15 protein-coding genes are annotated in these 20,102 nt (G+C 66.3%); 6 read left to right on the top strand and 9 right to left on the bottom strand.

Features of this window, described 5'->3' with window-relative positions:
* Positions 1-93: 93 nt before the first annotated feature.
* Positions 94-816: a polyprenyl diphosphate synthase gene (gene uppS, locus ACOCMM_RS11765; RefSeq protein WP_419553334.1), complete on the bottom strand. Its 723-nt coding sequence runs from the start codon at positions 814-816 to the stop codon at positions 94-96.
* Positions 817-929: 113 nt separating this feature from the next.
* Between uppS and ACOCMM_RS11770 the strand changes: the two genes are divergently transcribed.
* The gene (locus ACOCMM_RS11770) at positions 930-2,882 is read left to right on the top strand and encodes an ATP-dependent DNA helicase (protein WP_419553335.1); all 1,953 of its coding nucleotides are present in this window, start codon (positions 930-932) and stop codon (positions 2,880-2,882) included.
* A gap of 24 nt (positions 2,883-2,906) precedes the next feature.
* Here ACOCMM_RS11770 and era read toward each other — a convergent pair whose 3' ends face one another.
* The 5 genes from era to ACOCMM_RS11795 all read right to left on the bottom strand — a co-directional run bounded on the left by era (position 2,907) and on the right by ACOCMM_RS11795 (position 7,049).
* Entirely contained in the window at positions 2,907-3,788 is an 882-nt protein-coding gene (era, locus tag ACOCMM_RS11775; RefSeq protein WP_419553336.1) for a GTPase Era, read from the bottom strand.
* Between the two features lie 14 nt (positions 3,789-3,802).
* Complete coding sequence (locus tag ACOCMM_RS11780; protein WP_419553337.1) at positions 3,803-5,122, bottom strand: hemolysin family protein; 1,320 nt, start codon at positions 5,120-5,122, stop codon at positions 3,803-3,805.
* The gene (ybeY, locus tag ACOCMM_RS11785; protein ID WP_419553338.1) at positions 5,119-5,727 is read right to left on the bottom strand and encodes an rRNA maturation RNase YbeY; all 609 of its coding nucleotides are present in this window, start codon (positions 5,725-5,727) and stop codon (positions 5,119-5,121) included. The genes ACOCMM_RS11780 and ybeY overlap by 4 nt, the downstream gene beginning before the upstream one ends.
* Complete coding sequence (locus tag ACOCMM_RS11790) at positions 5,690-6,652, bottom strand: PhoH family protein (RefSeq protein ID WP_419553339.1); 963 nt, start codon at positions 6,650-6,652, stop codon at positions 5,690-5,692. The genes ybeY and ACOCMM_RS11790 overlap by 38 nt, the downstream gene beginning before the upstream one ends.
* 145 nt (positions 6,653-6,797) lie before the next feature.
* Complete coding sequence (locus tag ACOCMM_RS11795) at positions 6,798-7,049, bottom strand: DUF3039 domain-containing protein (RefSeq protein ID WP_419553340.1); 252 nt, start codon at positions 7,047-7,049, stop codon at positions 6,798-6,800.
* A gap of 192 nt (positions 7,050-7,241) precedes the next feature.
* Between ACOCMM_RS11795 and hemH the strand changes: the two genes are divergently transcribed.
* On the top strand, positions 7,242-9,548 hold the full coding sequence (hemH, locus tag ACOCMM_RS11800) for a ferrochelatase (protein WP_419553341.1): 2,307 nt from the start codon (positions 7,242-7,244) through the stop codon (positions 9,546-9,548).
* Positions 9,549-9,551: 3 nt separating this feature from the next.
* Here hemH and ACOCMM_RS11805 read toward each other — a convergent pair whose 3' ends face one another.
* Positions 9,552-12,389, bottom strand: coding sequence for a vitamin B12-dependent ribonucleotide reductase (locus ACOCMM_RS11805; protein ID WP_419554872.1), 2,838 nt, complete (start codon positions 12,387-12,389; stop codon positions 9,552-9,554).
* Positions 12,390-12,784: 395 nt separating this feature from the next.
* Here ACOCMM_RS11805 and ACOCMM_RS11810 point away from each other — a divergent pair, with 395 nt between their 5' ends.
* The 3 genes from ACOCMM_RS11810 (at position 12,785) to nudC (ending at position 15,398) form a co-directional block, all read left to right on the top strand.
* Entirely contained in the window at positions 12,785-13,513 is a 729-nt protein-coding gene (locus ACOCMM_RS11810) for a dihydrofolate reductase family protein (RefSeq protein ID WP_419553342.1), read from the top strand.
* Between the two features lie 79 nt (positions 13,514-13,592).
* Positions 13,593-14,330 carry a transcriptional repressor LexA gene (lexA, locus tag ACOCMM_RS11815; RefSeq protein ID WP_419553343.1) on the top strand — a complete coding sequence of 246 codons (738 nt, stop codon included), beginning with the start codon at positions 13,593-13,595 and terminating at the stop codon, positions 14,328-14,330.
* Between the two features lie 246 nt (positions 14,331-14,576).
* Entirely contained in the window at positions 14,577-15,398 is an 822-nt protein-coding gene (nudC, locus tag ACOCMM_RS11820) for an NAD(+) diphosphatase (RefSeq protein WP_419553344.1), read from the top strand.
* 33 nt (positions 15,399-15,431) lie between these two features.
* Here the strand turns inward: nudC and cysS are convergent, their stop codons facing one another.
* Positions 15,432-16,871, bottom strand: coding sequence for a cysteine--tRNA ligase (cysS, locus tag ACOCMM_RS11825; protein ID WP_419553345.1), 1,440 nt, complete (start codon positions 16,869-16,871; stop codon positions 15,432-15,434).
* A 156-nt stretch (positions 16,872-17,027) separates the two neighbouring features.
* On the opposite strand from cysS, the gene ACOCMM_RS11830 reads away from it, so the two are divergent.
* A complete protein-coding gene (locus ACOCMM_RS11830; RefSeq protein ID WP_419553346.1) occupies positions 17,028-19,331 on the top strand; it encodes an MMPL family transporter in 2,304 nt (767 codons plus the stop codon).
* On the opposite strand, the gene ACOCMM_RS11835 is transcribed toward ACOCMM_RS11830, so the two are convergent.
* Complete coding sequence (locus ACOCMM_RS11835; RefSeq protein ID WP_419553347.1) at positions 19,309-20,067, bottom strand: hypothetical protein; 759 nt, start codon at positions 20,065-20,067, stop codon at positions 19,309-19,311. The genes ACOCMM_RS11830 and ACOCMM_RS11835 overlap by 23 nt on opposite strands.
* Positions 20,068-20,102: the final 35 nt, after the last annotated feature.

Here is a 20,102-nt window from a genome sequence, read left to right on the forward strand (position 1 = left end):
CCCCTCGCTGTCTCGGCTGAGTACTGCTGCGGCGTCTGCGCAGCATCCCCTCAGTGTGGCTCGGGCCCAGTGTTGTTCTGACTCGGTGTGGCTCTAGCGGTTCAGGCCGCCGAACCGCCGATCCCGCGCTTGGTAGACGCAGATGGCATCGAACAGGTCATCCCGGCGGAAGTCCGGCCAGAGAGTGTCAGTGAACACCAGCTCGCTGTATGCCATCTGCCACAACAAGAAGTTCGACACGCGGTTCTCGCCCGAGGTTCGGATCATGAGGTCCACGTCGGGCATCTGCGCGTCGTAGAGGTGCTTCGCCAGCGACGCTTCGTCCACGTCATCTGCACCCACGCCGGCGCGCACGAGGGCCGCGGCAGCGTCGGCGATCTCGGCGCGCCCTCCGTAGTTGAACGCGACCGTGAACGTGAGACCGGTGTTTGCCGCCGTGAGCTCGACGGCCTCCTCAATACGAGCCTGCACACGCTTGGGCACGCGGGTGTCGCGCCGGCCGACGAAGCGGATCCGTACGTTCCGCTCGTGCAGCTCCTGGCTGCGCCGTACCAGCAGCGACTCGTTGAAGCCCATGAGAAAGCGCACCTCTGATGGCGGGCGACGCCAGTTCTCCGTGCTGAACGCATACACGGTGAGCCACTTCAAACCGATGTCGGCCGCGCCCTCGACCGTGTCGATCAGGGCCTCTTCACCCGCTGAATGACCTTCAGTTCGCGGCAGCCCACGCGCTTGCGCCCAGCGTCCGTTGCCGTCCATCACACAGGCCACGTGAGTCGGCAGGCGCGACAGATCAATTCCCGCACCTCGGTTCACACTGCGCAGGGTAGAACCCCGGTCGCCGCGGATCACCACGCCCATCGGGAAATGCCTCGCATCGAAGAACCGGTCGTCTCGTACCGTTACCGCAACCGACTGACGGGAGGCCGATGTCCGACGAGCCACGGGACCTCGATCCTGTAGCCGACGCCTACGACGCCGCTGCGGCCCTCGACGATGCGATCTCGGCACTCGGCCACGACGGCGAGCAGCGTCCGGGCCAAGCCGAGATGGCGGCTGCGGTAGTAACGGCCATCAACGATGGGGGCACGCTGTTGTGCCAGGCGGGCACCGGCGTGGGCAAGTCGCTCGCCTACCTCGTGCCGGCAGCGCTCGCGGCTGCCAGCGGCCGTCGCGTCGTCATCGCCACAGCCACGCTGGCACTGCAGGACCAGTTGGTCACCAAGGATCTTCCGCTCGTCGCGGCGGGACTGGCGCAGCGACTCGGACGCCCGGTTCGTTGGGAGCTGCTGAAGGGACGCAACAACTACCTGTGCCGCCACCGCTGGGAGGAACACGCGCAGCAGCAGCTCGACATTGATGGTGGCCCGGTCTCTGCCGCCGATATAGGCCGCGGTCAACAGCTCGCCGAGATCGGCCGGTGGGTCCGCCTGACGCGCACCGGCGACCGGTCCGAACTGGCAGTGGCGCCAGATGGTCGCGTGTGGTCATCAGTGTCGGTGAACAGCACCGAGTGCGTCGGCGCCGAGCGTTGCCCGCAGGGCCATCGCTGCTTCGCAGAAGAAGCACGAGCCCGATCCGCCCGAGCAGACATTGTGGTGACCAACCAGCACCTGTATTGCATCGATCTGTTCGGCGACGGGTACCTGTTCGGTCCCCACGACGCCGTCGTGTTTGACGAAGCACACCAGCTCGAGACAGTGGTCACCCAGGTTGCCGGCCTGGAGATCACGCCCGCAGGCTTCGCTCGGCTGGCGTCCGAGGCGCGCAGCGTGGGAGCAGGCGGCGCGGCGGCAGATGCCGTGGCGGACATGGCGACACGCCTGACGAGCGAACTCGAGCCGCTGCGTGATACCCGGCTGGGAGCAATCACGGGCGATCTGGCGAGCTTGCTCGAAGTCGCGGACGGAAGGGTTGAGCAATTGGCTGCCGAGTTGCGGTCTGCCAACAGTGCCGACAGTGCCGACAGTGCCGATCTCGAGCGGCTGCGTGTCGCTCGGCTGGCGGCTGAATCCCTCACGGCATTGCGCGTCGCCGCTGACCCTCCCGCGGGCACTGTCATCCTGGTGGAAGGGCGGGGACGGCTTCGGCTCGCCCCGCTCGATGTCGGCGACCTGCTCGCGAGCCGGCTGTGGGGTCGACAGGCGTGTGTACTCACCAGCGCGACGCTCGGCCCGCACTTTGTCCAGCGACTCGGCGTGCCAGCCGCCGACCACACCTACCTCGCAGTGCAAAGCCCGTTCGACTACCGGTCCAATGCACTGCTGTACTGCGCCAAGCACCTGCCCGCACCGACCCAGGAGGCTCACCGGGCCGCTGCAACTGAGGAATTAGCCGCGCTGATCTCAGCGGTCGGAGGGCGCACGCTTGCGCTGTTCACGAGCTGGCGCGCACTCAACGACACTGCGGACGCGCTCGGGGAGGTGTTGAGCGACATCCGAATACTGCGACAGGGAGGCGACCTGTCCAACACCGCCCTTCTGGAGGCACTGGGCAACGACTCTGCAACCGTCGTGTGCGGCACGATGAGCTTTTGGCAGGGTGTGGACGTCGCCGGGCCGGCCCTGTCGCTGCTGGCCATCGATCGTCTCCCGTTCACTCGTCCCAACGAACCGCTCGCGGCGGCCCGGCGCGAAGCGGCAGGCAGCGACGCATTCATGACCGTCGACGTGCCCAATGCCGCGGATCTGCTGGCCCAGGGCGCGGGCCGGCTCATCCGCACAACCGTCGATCGCGGCGTTGTGGCGGTGCTGGACTCCCGACTCGCGACTGCCGGCTACCGGGCGCGGCTGCTCGACCCCCTGCCGCCGATGCGCCGCAGCATCGACCGAGCCGAAACGCTCGCTTTCCTGAACACCATCAGGGAACGCCACGACCGCTGAGCCGGCCTTGAGAGCCGGCGCTTCTCAGGGGTGCGGACTCGAAGGCGCCTCTGGCGCGAGCATGCGTGCGACCGCATCGGGAGTGCGCTGCCAGTCCGACTCGACGCGTACCCGCAGTTCGAGGTAAACCCCGTCGAGACCGAGTTCGCGGCGTGCCGCCGTGCCCACCTCTCGCAGCATCCGTCCGCCCCGTCCGATGACGATGCCCTTCTGCGAGGACCGTTCCACGGCGATGTCGCAGCGGATGCGGTCGGGCTCCCACTCCGTGACGCGGACCGCGATGCTGTACGGCAGCTCGTCCGCCAAGCGTGCCAACAGCTGCTCGCGCACGGCCTCGGAAATGCGCCATGCGTCGGGCAGATCGGTGATGCTCTCAGGAGGGAAATAGGCCGGGCCCTCCCCTAAGCCGGCCGCAAAGTGCTCAAGCAACGCGTCGGTGCCCTCGCCCGTCCTTCCCGACACTGGGAAGTAGGCGCCGGCATCGAGCTCCGCGGCCGCAGCCAGCTGCGCTGCCACCTGGGCCCTTGATGCCCGGTCGCACTTGGTGACAGCAATGACGGTGGAGGCGTCCGCGGGCACCGAATCCCAGATCAATCGGTCGCCGCGACCCAAGGGCGCTGTGGCGTCGAGGACCATGCAGATCACATCGGGTGGCTCGAGGTCGGCTACCGCAGTCCGTGCGGTCTCGTTCAGCTTCTCGCCGAGCGGCGTGACCGGCTTACCGATGCCAGGCGTGTCGACGAACACGATCTGGGCCTCTGGCAGATGCCGCACGCCCATGACGCGCAGTCGCGTGGTCTGTGGCTTGGCGGAGGTGATGCTGACCTTGGCACCGACGAGGCAGTTCAGCAAGGTGGACTTGCCCGCATTGGGACGACCCACCAGTGTCACGAACCCTGAACGCATCGCTGGCCCCGGAACTACCCAGAACCCGTAGAGTCAGCGCCCCGCCGAGCCCCGACGAGGTTGATGCGTCTGCCTTCCACCTCAAGGGCGGACAGGCACCAGCCGTCGAGTTCGGTGGTCTCACCCGTCTCGGGCACGTGACCCATGCGGTCGAGCACAAGGCCGCCGACCGTGTCCCAGTCGCCCTCAGGCAGGCGCAGTTCCAACACCTCGGCCAGTTGCGACGCCGGCAGCCGCCCGGAGAACAAGAACGCATCATCGCCGAGCACTTGAACCAGAGCCTCGTCGGCGTCGAATTCGTCGGCGATTTCCCCGACCAGCTCTTCGATGATGTCCTCGAGCGTGACCAGTCCCGCCACGCCGCCGTACTCATCGACCGCGATGGCCAGGTGCGACTTGGACTCTTGCATCTCGCGCATCAGGTCGCTGACCCGCTTCGTCTCAGGCACGAAGGTGGCGGGGCGCAGCACCTGTGCGCATGTCACCACTCCGTCGGAGCCGATTCCGTGCAGGTGGGCAGCGACGAGATCCTTCGCCAGCACGATGCCTTGGAGATCGTCGACGCTGACACCGGTCACGGGCAGCCGGGTAAAGCCAGAGGCGATGACCTTCTCCAGAGCATCGGCGACGCTGTCGCCGATGCTCACGGTGATCATGTCGGGTCGGGGCACCATCACCTCCCGCACGATCGTGTCCCCGAGTCCCATGATCTGCCCGATCAGCTCGGCCTCGCTGTCTTCGATCAGCCTGGCTTGGGCTGCTGCCGACGCCAGGGCGACCAACTCGTCCTCGGTGACCTCACCGCTGTCGCCGTGCGTCGCTGCAGGTCCGAGCGCTTTCGCGGGCACTGCCAGCAGTCGGGCCAGCCACACGAGCGGCCCGGTGCGGCTCAGTACGCGTGCGACCGGCGCGAGCACCCGCGCCATGCGATCGTTCGCCTCGACTCCCCAACGGCGGGGCACCGCCTCGGTGACCACGAACAGCGCGGCTGAGGTCACGGCGATCGCGGCGATGATGCCCGCTGCACCCGTCCGGCTTGCGGCGATCCAGGTGACACCTCCCACAAGCGTCACCTGCGCCAGTACTCGCAGCAGCGAGACAGGCCCCAGCACTACCTCGCGGTCTTCCACCAGCTGTTCCAACGACGCCTTCGGAGGGGCGCTCGAGTGGCCATTGTCGCGGTCGCCATTGTGTCGTTCGCTGTTTCCGTCCGCCTCATCCAGACCTGAGGCACGGGCGCGCCCCAGACGAATGAAGGTCGCCTCGATCAATCGCAGGAACATGGCCGCCGCTAGCAGGACTGCTGCCGCGACCGCGCCGAGCACCCAGTTCATGAACGGCTCCACAACCTGCGAAGGTGCTCGGTCTCACGGGCGCGCATGACCGCAGCCGCGGCAGGCTCGACGTGGTCCATGCCGAGCAAGTGCAGCACGCCGTGCACGACCAGGAGATCGATTTCTGCTGTGACGCTGCCATCATGCCCCGGACGGGACCCAACCCCTGCCGCAGCATTCGATGCGGCGACCGCCGGGCACACAACCACATCGCCGACCAGAACATCGCCGACCAGAACATCACCCGCATCTGGAGCGCTCGACGCGTGTGCGCCGGCCACAAGATCCATCGGGAACGCCAGCACATCCGTCGGTCCGGTGTGACCCATGTGAGCTTTGTTCAGCTGTGCCATTTCTTCAGAACCGACAAATGTCACAGCGGTTTCCGAACCCGGCGGCACGCCCTCGGCATCGAGCACATCGCGCACCAACGCTCGATAGCGCTGCGAGTCGAGTCGGATATCGCTCTGGCGATCTGCAATCAGCACACCGCCCTCGCCGGGTGAGCCCGCACAGGCACCGACCGGCTCGGCGCAACTCGCAGCAGTGCGCTGCGACCCGGCTCGCTCACTCGCTGCCGTTGCGTTTCGCGTCACGTCGGTCATAGGCCTCCACGATGTCGCCGACGATGCGATGCCGGGTGATGTCGCGCCGGCCGAGGAGAGCAAAGGCAAGTCCGGGAATCCCGTCCAGCGCTTGCTCCACGTCAATCAGGCCACTCTTGCCGCCTGGAACGTCGATCTGGGTCCGATCGCCCGTCACGACCACTTTGGAGCCGAAGCCGATGCGGGTCAGGAACATCTTCATTTGCTCAGGCGTGGTGTTCTGCGCCTCGTCCAAGATGATGAAACTGTCGTTGAGGGTCCGACCGCGCATGAACGCCAGCGGCGCAACGTCGATGGTCTTGCGCTCGAGAAGCTTGGCGGCGGCTTCCACATCAAGCATGTCGTAGAGCGAGTCGTACAAGGGCGCCAGGTACGGGTCGATCTTGGCCATCAGATCGCCGGGCAGGAAACCGAGTCGCTCACCCGCCTCCACCGCGGGCCGGGTGAGCACGATGCGCCGCACTGCTTTGGACATCAGCGCGTCGACGGCCAGCGCCACGGCCAGCCACGTCTTGCCCGTGCCGGCGGGTCCGACGGCGAACGTCACGATGTTCGACCGAATCATTTCCACGTAGCGTTTCTGGCCAGCGCTCTTGGCGCGAACCACCCTGCCGTTGGGAGCGCGCAAGATCGGAGCAGAGAGCACATCGCTCGGGCTCTCGTCGGCTTCGACCATGTCGATGACGCGGTCAAGCACTTCAGGCTCGATTTGTTGGCCGGCCTCGAGGACGTGAACCATCTCTTCGAATACCTGCCCGACGAGCGCTGCGCTCGGGCCCGCCACGGTGATCTCGTTGCCGCGCACATGGATGTCGGCATCTGCGAAGTGGTCCGCGACGAGCCGCAAGTGCTCGTCGCGCTGGCCCAGCACGCCGACCATGAGGTGGTTGCCCGGAACGTGAATCCGAACCTGGGTGTCGGTCACAGGGCTTAAGCGCCTGCGCTCATCGGCCCAGCGTTCATGGACACGGGGCGCCAAGACGGCAATCGGGGGTGCCGACGGATGGTGCGGTCACGATATCGCCAAGGTTAGTCCGCGGCCGAGAACGCACATCGGCCACTTGTGCGGTTCAGGACCGCAGACCCGCATATATCTCCTTGCACGCCGGGCACACCGGGTAGCGCTCGCCATCGCGGTTGGGCACCCACTTCTTGCCGCACAGTGCCACAACCTCTCGACCGCTGACGGCCGAGCGCGTCAGCGCCACCTTGCTGACGTAATGCGAGAAGCGGTCATGGTCGCCTTCGGTCTCGCGGGTGTCCGGACGCTCAATGACGTCGGGACTGCTCGCGACATTGACGGCGACGTTCAGGATGGCCACTTCGCTGCTCCGGGTCCGCTCCGGGGTTTGCCTCTGCCGGTGCCTACGGTACGGCAGTAACGTGCCCAATCGCGCCGTAACCGCACCGGCGGTGCATCCGTGCGTCGAAGGGCCGCCCACACCCAGCATGGCTAGGACTTCCTCTCCGGTCGCCGAAGACGGCGTGAAGGGCACAGAACTTCAGGCGTCGCGATGAGCACTGATGCCCAAGGTGCTCGGCTCGACTCGGCTGCGGGGTGGGTAGTCGCACTGTCGGCTGCGCTCGCAACGTTCGCTGTATTCGGCGTGGCCTACAGCTTTGGCGCCTTCTTCGCTGAAGTTCGGGCCGAGTTCGGCGTGGACCGCAGCCAGACGGCACTGCTCTTCTCCCTGACGACGTTTGCGTACTTCACGCTGGGGATCTTCACGGGCAGGCTCGCCGACCGCTTTGGGCCGCGCCGGGTATTGCTCACCGGCGCGTTCGCGATGTTGGGTGGGCTGTGGCTGACCTCGATGACGAACAACATCTGGCTCGCGTACCTCACCTACGGGGTCGGTGTCGGGATCGGCGTTGCCTGCGCCTACGTACCAATGGTGGCGGTCGTCGGCGGGTGGTTCGAGCGCAGGCGAGTTGCTGCGCTGGGTGTGGCCGTTGCCGGCATCGGCGTGGGCACGCTCGTGGGATCGCCAACCGCCGAGGCCCTTGTCGAGGCTTACGGATGGCGATCCAGTTACCGGATCTTGGCGGTCGCAGCTACTGCGCTCATGCTGGTGGCGGCAATCGGGGCACGCCGCCCCCCGATGCACGCCGACACTGCAGAGCTGCCGCGTCTCTCCGCACTGATGCGGGGCCGGGTGCTCATGTTCACATTCCTGTACGCGTCGGTGCTCGTCCTGAGCGCGAGCCTCTTTATGCCCTTCGTGTACCTGCCCGACTACGTGTCGGGCCTCGGCAGGACTGGCGGCGCGACCCTGGTGGGCATCATCGGCGGCGCGTCGGTAGTGGGCCGGCTCGGTTTGGGGGCGCTCGGGGCCGTTGTCCCTCTGATGCGTCTGTATCAGCTCTCGTTCTTCACGATGGCGCTCAGCTATCTGCTGTGGCTGGGCTCCGAGGCGAACCCGTGGATGCTGCTCACGTTCGCCATCGTCATGGGCCTCAGCTACGGCGGCTTCATCGCATTGTCCCCGGCAGTGGCCGCGATGTTATTCGGCCCAGTCGGGCTCGGCGGCGTGCTCGGAGCGCTGTACACCGCCGCTGGAGTCGGGGCGTTGATCGGCCCACCGGTACTCGGCCTGCTGATCGATGCCAGCGGCTACAACGCCACGATTACCATTGCGATGCTCGTGGGCTTCGCTGCCGTACCGCTGCTGATTGCAGCTGAACGGCTCGCACGCTCGCGCCCCGCGGCATTTGGTCCACAAGCGGCAACGCAGCACCCGCCACCCATATCAACGGCAGCCGCTCATCCCCCCTCAGGCGAACCCGTACACGTTCCCGCGTACGGAACGCTCGGCCCCGCTGCCATCGATTCGGTCCTGCTGCTGTCATTCGGCGGACCTGAAGGCCCCGACGACGTCATGCCGTTCCTTCAGAACGTGACTCGGGGGCGCGAGGTGCCGCCGGAACGTCTTGCCAAGGTGGAGATGCAGTACCTCCGCCACGGCGGCGTCAGCCCCATCAATGAGCAGAACCGCTCGCTGTTGGCGGACGTGTCGACAGAGCTGGCTCGACGAGGCAGCCCGCTGGCGTGCTACTGGGGCAACCGCAACTGGCATCCCTACCTGCGGGACACAGTCGGCCAGATGGTCTCCGAGGGTCGCCGTCACGCAGCGGTGATGGTGACGTCCGCATTCAGCTCGTACTCAGGCTGCCGCCAATACCACGAGGATCTTGCGCAAGCCGCAAGCGACGTGCCCAACGCGCCGCAGCTGTCCCGGTTTCGGGTCTACGGCAATCATCCCGGGTTCGCTGGAGCTGTCGCCGAACGCATTCGCGAGGCGCTTGACGGAGCGCATCTGCGAAGCGACGTGCACACCCTGTTCAGCGCGCACAGCCTGCCGAGCCGGATGGCGGCGTCCTGCAACTACGAGGCCGAGCTTCGCGACGTCGCCGAGACCGTTGCCGATTTGGCAGGCCTCGCTGGCGAGATCGAGATCGTGTACCAGTCCCGCAGTGGCCCCCCGCAGGTTCCGTGGCTGGAACCCGATGTCAATGACCGTCTCACCCAGCTCGGCTCGCAGGGATGCCGCGCCGTGCTCGTCGTGCCGCTCGGATTCGTGTCAGACCACATGGAGGTGCTAGTCGACCTCGACACCAAGGCACGTGCAACAGCCGCTCGCGCAGGCATCACGATGGTGCGTGCCCGCTCGGTCGGCACTCATCCGCTGTTCGTCGAGGCGCTCGTCGATCTCGTCGAAGAGACCGCTGGGCTCCGAACCGACAGGCCCGCGGTCGGTCGCCTCGGTCCACGACCTGACACCTGCGCGTCAGGTTGCTGTGCCCTAGAGCCGGTCGGCTAGCCGTCAGCCGCAGCCGCTGGTCGCTCCGCAGGAACGGCAAGCGAAGCATGACCCGACGCGCACCATGCGATCGCCGCAGGTCATGCACAGCGGCGCGTCCCGGTATCCACGCGTCTCGGAGCGTTCCGACGGAGGATCCGGAGCCGGCTCGGCACCGATTGCGCTCTCGACTGAAGCACTCTCGAGCCCGGGCAATGGCGGATCGGTGCGCTCGTCGACGCTGAGCACCCCCAGTTCGCTGCGCTCGTCGAACGACAGGTACTCGAGCGCCAAGCGGCGGAAGATGTAGTCGACGATGCTGGTGGCGATCCGAAGTTCAGGATCGTCGGTGAGCCCAGCCGGTTCGAACCGCATGTTGGTGAATGCCTCGACATAGGAGCGCAGCGGCACCCCGTACTGCAGTCCATGGCTCACCGAGATGGCGAATGCGTCCATGATCCCGGCCAGCGTGGAGCCCTGCTTCGCCACGATGAGGAAGATTTCCCCTGGCCGTCCGTCGTCGTATTCTCCGACCGTCATATAACCGTGACAGTCAGTGACGCGGAAGGAGAACGTGCGCGATTGGCGACTGCGCGGCAACCGGTTGCGCGGCGGTGCCAGCGCTCCCCGCAACGCCCCTGCAGCGTTGGCTGCGTGGGCCTCGGCGGCTGTGTGCGCGGGCCCTACGGACAATGGCTGGCTTACCTTGCAGTTATCGCGATAGATCGCCACCGCTTTGAGGCCGAGCCGCCACGACTCGAGCAAGAGTGCCTCGATGTCGCCCACGGTGGCCGATTCCGGAAGGTTCACGGTCTTGGAGATCGCACCCGACACGAACGGCTGGCAGGCGGCCATCATCGCGACATGGCCTTGCGGCGAGATCACGTTGTCCCCGATCGAGCAGGCGAACACGGCGCGGTCTGCGTCCGACAGATGCGGCGCACCGGCGATGTGCCCGGTTTCGAGGATGTGCGCCTCGATATCGGCAATCTCCGGCAGCGAGTATCCCAGCCTCCCAAGAGCGACGGGCACTGTCGAGTTCACGATGCGCAAGTCGCCGCCACCGACCAGCTTCTTGTGCTTCACCAAGCCCAGGTCGGGCTCGATCCCGGTGGTGTCGCAGTCCATCATGAACGAGATCGTGCCCGTGGGCGCGATGACGGTGGCCTGAGAGTTCCTGACGCCGTGAGCCTCGCAACCATCTACTGCACGGTCCCATCGCTCGAGTGCAGCCGAGCGCACCTCGGCTACCAGAGCAGGCAGTCCGTTCTCTGAGGGAACGCTGCCGGCGGCCTCGGTGTGGTCTGGGCAGGACTCGATGGATTCGAGCGCGTCGCGATGCCGGTGTAGCACACCACTCATCGCCTCTGCGTTGGGTGCGTAGCCGCCGAACGCTCCGAGTCGTTCAGCCAGATCGGCGGAGGTGGCGTAGGCCTCCCCGCACATGAGCGCCGTGATCGACGCTGCGAGCGACCTCGCTTGCGGCGAGTCGTACGGGACGCCCGCTGCCATCAGCAGCGCCCCCAAATTCGTGAAGCCCAGACCGAGCTGGCGGAAGCGGCGGGACGTCTCGCCGATGAGCTCGGTCGGGTAGTCGGCGTGGCTGACCAGCACGTCCTGAGCAATGAACGTGATTCGCACTGCTTGGCGAAAGCCCTCGATGTCGAAGTCGCAGCCAGGTGCGGCGCCCGCGTGATCCCCGAAGAAGGGCAGCAGGTTGACGCTGGCCAAATTGCAGGCCGAATTGTCGAGGTGGACATACTCACTGCACGGATTGCTGGCGCTGATCGGACCGTCAGCCGGTGCGGTGTGCCAGCTGTTGATCGTGGTCGAGAACTGCACGCCGGGATCTGCACACTCCCAGGCCGCCTGGGCAATCTGGCGAAGCAAGTCCCGCGCCCCCAGCACCGAAGTCGCCTCGCCGTTCGTGCGGGCGCGCAGCTCCCAGGAGGCATCGGCCTCCACCGCTGCCATGAATTCGTCGGACAGCCGGACCGAGTTGTTTGCGTTCTGGTACTGCACCGAGAACGAATCGACGCCGTCGAGATCCATGTCGAAGCCTGCGGCGGACAACGCTCGCGCCTTGCGCTCTTCGCGTGCCTTACACCACACGAACGCCTCAATGTCAGGGTGGTCGGCGTCGAGCAGCACCATCTTGGCTGCGCGACGGGTCTTGCCGCCGCTGCGAATCGTCCCCGCTGACGCGTCGGCGCCCCGCATGAAGCTGACCGGGCCGCTTGCAGTCCCACCGCCCGACAGGGGCTCGCACGAGGCCCGTAGTGCCGACAGATTCACGCCGGCTCCCGAACCGCCCTTGAAGATGCGGCCCTCAGTGACGTACCACTCCAGGATCGACTCCATCTCGTCGTCGACGGCGAGGATGAAGCACGCCGACGCCTGCTGGGGCACGCCCCGCACGCCGATGTTGAACCACACCGGGCTGTTGAAGGCCACTCGCTGATGCAGCAACAGCCACGCCAGCTCCGCCTCGAAGGTGGTGGCCTCTTCAGGCGATTCGAAATAGCCATCGCTGGCTGCCCAGCGGGTGATCGTGCCCGCAACTCGGTCGATGACCTGGCGCAGCGAATGCTCTCGCTCTGGGGTGCCGAGGGTGCCCCGGAAGTACTTCTGGGCAACGATGTTGACCGCGGTGGGACTCCAATCGGCAGGAAATTCGACGTCGGGCTGCGAGAACGCCACCGACCCGTCGACCGCGTTGGTGATGGAGGCGTTGAGGCGTTCCCACCGCATGGTGTTGTAAGGGTGGGTGCCGGCAACGGTGAAATGCCGACGCAACCGCATCGGCGCGCCCCCAGGGCGGCGGCCAGGGTCTGCCCCCTGCACTCGCTGCGCCTCGGTCATCGCCACGTGCCGTCAACCCCCTGCACAAGTGTCGCGAGCCGGTATCGATTCGCGGGTACATGGCTGCCGAACCTTCCGGCCACCACAGACAGGCGCACCCTACGGCCGCCTGCCTGTGGAATGGAAGTGGGCAACATCGGGGCTTTCATGGGGATATTCCTGTGCACAACTGGCGAGCGGTGTGGACAACCACCCACGGAGGTGCCTGCATCAAACGCCACGCAGGAATTGCGTGACAGCCCCGTGAGCAGGGGATAGTGCTGGCCTCCCGGTCGGGCCACCACAGACATCTTCCTCCCGATCTGGCGCTTCTGACAACAAGTTTTCCACAGCCCCTGTGGATGAGTGCCGAAGCCCGGGACGATCGGTGGACCCAACGGTGGCAGACTCGCCGCGTGCAACGGCTGTACCCGCTGCCTCCGGGACCCGTCGACGCGGAGCAAGCCGCCGGTCCGCGGCGCTCACCGCACGCCGACCGTCCGTGGCTGATGCTCAACATGGTTGCGAGCATCGACGGTGCCGCCGCGGTCGACGGTCTGTCGCGGGGACTCTCGAGCGAGGCCGACAAGGCGTTGTTCGTCGCCCTGCGCGCGCAAGCCGACATCGTGCTGGTCGGTGCTCGCACAGCGAACGCCGAGCGATATGGCCCCGCGCGGCGATCTGGAGCCCGCATTGCAGTGGTCAGCGGCTCACTGAGCGTCGACCCGGACTTGCCGCTGTTCCGGTCGCCGTCCGATCCGGCGACCGCACCGTTGCCACTGGTGGTGACAACTGCAAACGCTGACCCTGATGCCGCAGCGCGGCTCGCAGATCGCGCCGACGTCGTGCCCGCTGGCACCGAGTCAGTGGATTTGCATGCGGCGTTGAGGCACCTCGCCTCGCTGGGAGCCCGCGTCGTGCTGTGCGAAGGTGGGCCAGCCCTCAACGCCAGCTTGCTGGCAGCCGATCTCGTAGACGAAGTGAATCTGACGCACGCCCCGCTGGCCGTGGGAGACGAGGCCCCACGCATCGCCACCGCGCCAGTGGGCGGCTCAACGCCCCCAGGACCACGCGAGTACGCGCTGGAGCACGTCATCACCCAAGACGGTGTGCTCTTCGTGCGCTGGATCCGCTTCCGGCGCTGAAGTCCCGAACAAATGCGCGCCATATCGAACATTCGTTGCTAGTGTAGTGCTTGGAACGAGAGTTCCGGCTCGACGGACGATGGTGAGCCAACTCGGCGGCTTCGCCAAGCGGATTCGCCCGACACTGCTCACCGAGACGTACTTCCCCAGGAGGATCACCATGAAGACAGCTAGTGCTGCGGACCAACGGGTCGCGCATCTCGGAGAGCGCCAGCGCGCCATGCTCGAGTTCATAGACGAGACACAGCGCGAGCGCGGTTACCCGCCGTCGGTGCGTGAGATCGGCGAGGCAGTCAACCTCAGCTCGCCTGCAACCGTCCACCGCCATTTGCGAACGCTTGAGGCAGACGGATGGCTCCGGCGCGACCCGTCACGGCCCAGAGCGCTCATCGTCAACTTCGACTGGCAGACGGGCGTGAAGGGAGAGCGACGGCCGACCCGTCATGTGCCCCTCATTGGCGACGTCGCCGCCGGTACCGACGTGCTCGCCCAGCAGAACGTCGAAGAACTGCTGCCATTGCCCGCCGATTTCACTGGCAGCGGTGAATTGTTCATGCTGCGAGTGCGGGGCGACTCGATGATTGATGCTGGCATCTGGGACCGCGACTATGTCGTAGCCCGCCACCAACCCGATGCCGAATCGGGCGACATCGTTGTCGCCGGCATCGATGGCGAGGAGGGCACTGTCAAGCGGTACCGGCGCGCCGACGATCAAGTTGTTCTTGAACCGGCCAATTCCGATCACCGCCCGATCGTCCGCCCCGCCGCCGAGGTCACGATCTACGGCAAGGTGGTGACGGTGATCCGGCGCCTGTAGAGAATGAGCCGATAGGCACAGATGTCATAGCTGCGGAGGCGGCAGGGAACTCTGCGAGGTTGGAACCGGTGCCTGACCGTAAGTTGGCGGAGCCCCGATGTCGGGCCCCAAGAAATGCGGGCGGGTGCGAATCTTTTGCCTGCTGGATTCCCGGAGCAGAGGGCCCTGCCGCCTCCGCAGCGGGCACACCTATCCGCGCGGCCTCGTAGCACGGCGCTTCGGCACGCCGTGTGCTCAACTTGGCTGGTGTTCACGGTCCTGACGCAGCCGCCTGAAGATCTCGATAACACGTCCCGGGTGTGGATCCCGATCCGATCCGGCACAGTCTTCACCGATCCCACAGGCGGCTTGGCCAGCGACTCGACGGCACCAGTCGGCGACGGATCGCCTCGCGCCTCATTCCTGGGAGTGCTCGACGGGCAGGGCGTGTGGGCAGTCGACATGGATCCCGCTGACGGACCGCCGCTGGACGAGGGTGATCTCGAGCCCGTTCCGCTGCGAAAGCTCTACGGCCGCATCCCCGACGAGCACTGGCAGATCGCCGGCCGCGCAACCCAGATCGTGGAGTTCGAACGAACCCACCGCTATTGCGGACGTTGCGGGAGCCCGACGAACACCAATGCCGCCGACCGGGCGAAGGTCTGCGGCGAGTGCGGGCATATGGCGTTTCCGAGGCTCAGCCCGGCCATGATCGTGCTCGTCGAGCGTGGCCCCGAGGTACTCCTTGCATGGGGCCGGCAATTCCCCGGACGCTTCTACAGCGCACTTGCGGGCTTCGTCGAACCCGGTGAGAGCCTCGAGGATGCCGTGTTCCGGGAGGTACGCGAAGAAGTCGCTATCTCGGTGAACGACGTGCGCTATTTCGGAAGCCAGCCGTGGCCCTTCCCGCACTCATTGATGTGCGGCTTCACTTGCCAATGGCAAGCAGGAGAGATCGAGATTGATCCTGAAGAGATCGTCGAAGCCGGTTGGTACACCGCTGACAATCTGCCTCCCTGCCCGCGTGGAGGCATGTCGATCGCAGGCTGGCTGATCGACGACTGGCTCAATCGCACAGGCGGCGCCTAGGCGCCGCTCGGCTCACCTGGGCAAACTCAGCGCCTAGCTGCGGTGCCAGCTCGCGCCGTCAGGGCCATCGGACACCACGATGCCCGCAGCGGCCAAGTCGGTGCGAATGCGGTCGGCGGTGTCGAAGTCGCGAGCTGCGCGCGCCGCTGCCCGATCTGCAAGCAATGCCTCGATCTCGGCGTCGGAAGGCTCGACATCGGTGCGAACGCGGTCGCCGTCGTGTCCGCAGGTGAGACCGAGGACGCTGAGCAGATGCAGCGCCGTACGAGCCCAGCGCGCAGCCTCTCGAGGCTGTTCGGCATCGAGAGAGGCGTTCGCGCGGCGCACCAGCCGGAAGATCACATCGAGCGCGGTCGGCGTGGAGAAATCGTCGTCCATCGCCGCTGCAAACGCCGCGGCCGCTTCGACATCTAGATCGGGTGCTGCGCCGGCCTCGATTTCGGGCCGTCGCAATGTGGCCCCTACCTCCTGGGCGATGCCTGCAGCCGCGACTCGGCGCGCGAACGCATCGAGGCGGCCAACGGCGCTGCGCGCCGCCGCAAGCGCATCGGACCCCATCTCCATCGCTCGCCGGTAGTGGGTCTGCAGCACCAACAAGCGGACGGCGCGAGCCCCCGCAGCGTCTATGGCGTCAGCGAGCTGGGTGTAGTTGCCGAGTGATTTCGCCATCTTCTGGCTGCCGACGTTCACCATTGCGCTGTGTACCCAGTAACGAGCGAACGACTCGCCAACAGCAGTCACCTGCGCCCATTCGTTCTGGTGATGCGGGAAGACCAGGTCGTCTCCTCCGCCGTGAATGTCGAAGCCGGGCCCGAGCGCGCTGAGCGACATCGCCACGCACTCGGTATGCCAGCCGGGCCGGCCCTCTCCCCACGGAGTCGCCCAGCGCGGCTCCCCCGGTCGGGCGGCCTTCCAGAGCGCAAAGTCGAGCGGCGAGCGCTTATCGGGATCGACTTCGATACGCGCGCCGGCGTCAGCAGCGAGTTGCTCGGAGGTCCGGCCGGCCAGCTGGCCATACCCGGAGACTGAATCCACGGCGAAGTACACGCCCTTGCCGGGAATGTCATACGCAGCCCCGAGCGACCGGAGCGCGGCGATCACGTCGATCATCTGGGAGATGAAGTGCGTGGCATGAGGCCTCGAATGCGGCCGGAGCACACCGAGACGATCCATCTGCTCGTCATATGCCGCCGTGAACTGCGTTGCGACATCGGCCTCTGAGCGATTCTCACGCTGAGCGCGCTCCACAATTCTGTCGTCGATATCGGTGACATTCGATGCGACCGTGACATCGAACCCGGCCCACGACAGGTAGCGCCGCATCATGTCGTAGGTCAGCGCTGTGCGGCCATGGCCAAGGTGTGGCACGTCATAGACCGTCGGACCGCAGACATACATCGAGACCTCGTCCGGCGTACGCGGGACAAAGGCGGTCTTGCGCCGCGTCATCGTGTCGAAGATCTGCAAACTCACTGCTGCCGGGGTCCCGATCGGGGTGCAAGGGTACCGATGAGCTCTACGGCGAACCCCTGGAAATTCCCCATGAGTCCTCACAGTGCCGTCCTGTGCCACACAACGGCGAGCAAATCCTGACACGGCATGCGCTCAGGCCTCGCCATACTGGCTGTTGTGCCCACGCTCCTCTACAAGCTCGGTCGGGCGTGTGCCATCCATCGACTCCGGACCGTCGCAGTCTGGGTCGTCTTAGCCGTCTCGCTGCTGGTTGCCAACCATGTCTACGGCGGCGAGTTCGGTCGGGGCATCGAATTGCCCGGTTCGGACAGCGAGCGCGCCCACGAGTTGCTGCGTTCAGAGTTCGGAACCGATTCCGGCACCACTGCACTGGTAGTCGTGCAAGCACCTGCAGGATCGACGCTGGCAGATCCGCCGCAGACCGTGGCCATCGCGATGCTGCGCGCAACCCTCGCCGAGAATCCGGACGTTGCCTTTGTGGACGGGCCGCACCCGGGCGACCTGGCGCGCCTGGTCGGGGGCACGAGCAATGACGGCTCCCGCATCATGCGCAAGCAGCCCGCTGTCAGCCCCGACGGCACCATTGGACTGATTTCGGTCAGGCTGCGCCCTGACGTCGAGACCTCATCGCATGTCACGGCACGATTGGAGGCAACGGGCGACGCTGCCATCGCAAACTTTGGTGCCGGGACCTTGCGGGTGACCTACGGCGGCGATCTCTACCGGGAGATCCGAGAACCCGAGACCGGCTTGGGCGAGGCAGTCGGACTCCTTGCCGCAGTCGTCATCCTGCTGGTGGCATTCGGCAGCATCGTCGCGATGGGCTTGCCGATCGGCTTGGCCCTGTTCGGCATCGGCATCGGGGTCTTCGGCCTCATGGGTTTGCTGGCATTGGGCCTTCCCGTTCCCGACTGGGCGCCGAACATGGCCATGATGATCGGCCTCGGCGTCGGCATCGACTACGCCTTGTTCATCGTCACGCGTTTCCGCGAGGGTTTGGCCGACGGCCTCACCGTTCCCGATGCCGCCGGTCGCGCGAATGCCACTGCGGGCTTGGCGGTGATTGTCGCCGGCGGCACCGTCGTCATCGCCATCTTGGGCCTGATCATGTCCTGGGTGCCGTTCATGACAGCTGCCGCGGTGTCGGTCTCGGTGGTCGTGTCTTTGATGGTGGCGGCATCAATCACGGTGCTCCCCGCTCTGCTGGGGTGGGTAGGGCCACGCCTCGGCGCCCGCCGCCGGCGCAGCCGCGGACTCGGCTCGGAACGCTTCGCCAGGATTCGGAGGAGGTTGCAGTCGTGGCGTGGGGGGACCGGGGACATTCATCCCGTCTGGCACCGTTGGGGAGCGCACGTGTCGGCCCACGCCCGCGCGTACTTCGTGGGCACGCTGTCCCTGCTCATCGTGCTGTCCGCACCGGTCATATGGCTCCGGCTGGGTTTTCCCGACCAAGGCAACGACGACCCCAACAGCACGACGCGGCAGGCATACGACCTGCTCGCGGAGGGGTTCGGGCCGGGCTTCAACGGCCCGCTGATCATCGCGGCCGACACCACACGCACAACACCCGCCGAGCTGTCACAGCTGACCGCCGCTGTGGGGGCCGATCCTGGCATCGCTGCTGTAACGCCGCCGCTGTACTCGCAGGTCGGTGATGCAGCCGCCCTCACCGCATTCCCCACGACGGCACCGCAGGACGAGGCAACGGTCGAGACCCTCGAACGGCTGCGAAGCGAGCTCCTTCCGATGGTGCTGAGGGACCCTGACGCTGCCCACATTGGCGGCGCCACGGCCACCCTCGCTGATGTGTCGAAGCGTGTCACCGACCGACTGCCCTACTTCATTTCCGCAGTCGTCGTGCTGAGCTTCTTGATGCTGATCCTGGTGTTCCGGTCGCTGCTGGTCCCGCTCAAGGCAGCGATCTTGAACCTGCTGTCGATTGGCGCCGCCTACGGCGTGATGGTGGCCGTGTTCCAGTGGGGCTGGGGCCTGCGCCTGGTGGGGCTGGCCGAGCCGGTGCCAATCGTCTCATTCCTGCCGATGTTCACCTTCGCGGTGCTGTTCGGCCTGTCGATGGACTACGAGGTCTTCTTGCTGAGCCGCATCCGGGAGAACTATCTCTCCAGCGGCGACAACGCCCACAGCGTCGTCAGCGGCATCGCGAACACGGCTCGGGTCATCACGTCGGCTGCGCTGATCATGATCTCCGTGTTCATCGGCTTTGTGAGCAACGCAGATCCCGTGCTCAAGATGATGGGGCTCAGCCTCGCGACTGCCATCGCCGTCGACGCCACCGTCATCCGCATGGTGCTTGTGCCAGCGTCGATGAAGCTGCTGGGGGATGCGAATTGGTGGTTCCCACGATGGCTGGCAAGGCTGCCCAGCCTCCACATCGACGGCGAACGGCGCTTGCCGCCGCGTGAGTACGCCCAAGCAGCTACGGAAGCGCTGACTGGCTGAGGGAGCTGGTCACGCCCCAGACCGCCAGGTTGTGGAATGCGTGCAGGGCCAGGCCCGCCCACCACCCATAGCGCACTCGCGCGATGGTGAACATGAGGCCCAGCCACATCTGCGGGCTCACCACGAGCGGCGCCACGATGATCGCGGCGACGGAGAGATTCACGTCGTAGTTGCTGAGGTGTACGAAGCCGAACGCTGCTATCGAGCACCACACCGGCCAACCCGGGTGAGATGACCACCACCCAGCGGCGCTGTCGCGCCAGGTCGGGGGGGTCGGGGCACTCTGGTTCTCAGCGGCGTCTCGCGTCACCCCGACGATGAGCGACTGGATCCACAACACGCCGGATGCGACCACGATGATCCCGAACACCGCAGCGACGGCGATGACCGGCCCGTCGCCTCCTGCGAAGTTCAGGACTCCGATCGCTCCCGTGGCCGCGAGCACCCCCAAGCGCAGGCGGCCGGCAAGCGGGAGCCGGAACACAAGCTCCTCGACAACCGGCGCCAGCAGCGCCACGAGCACGAATTGCTCGACGAGGGGTCGCTCGAGGAGTTCGGACTCCAGGGTGTTGTCGTAGCCCACCATTGACGCAATCAGCGAGACTGCGAGCAAGGTGATCGAGCCGCCGAGACCGATCACGAAGAGGAGGGCAAGGCCTCCCGGCCAGCGGCCCCGAACCGCCGCGCTGCGCCAGTCTGGGCGGACGCCGAAGCGCGGGCTGATCGTGCTCCACACGCCCCCTGGCGCACCGGCGTCAGCGGGTGGAACTT

The organism is Candidatus Poriferisodalis sp. (assembly GCF_965198245.1).
In the GTDB taxonomy this organism is placed as follows: domain Bacteria; phylum Actinomycetota; class Acidimicrobiia; order Acidimicrobiales; family Poriferisodalaceae; genus Poriferisodalis.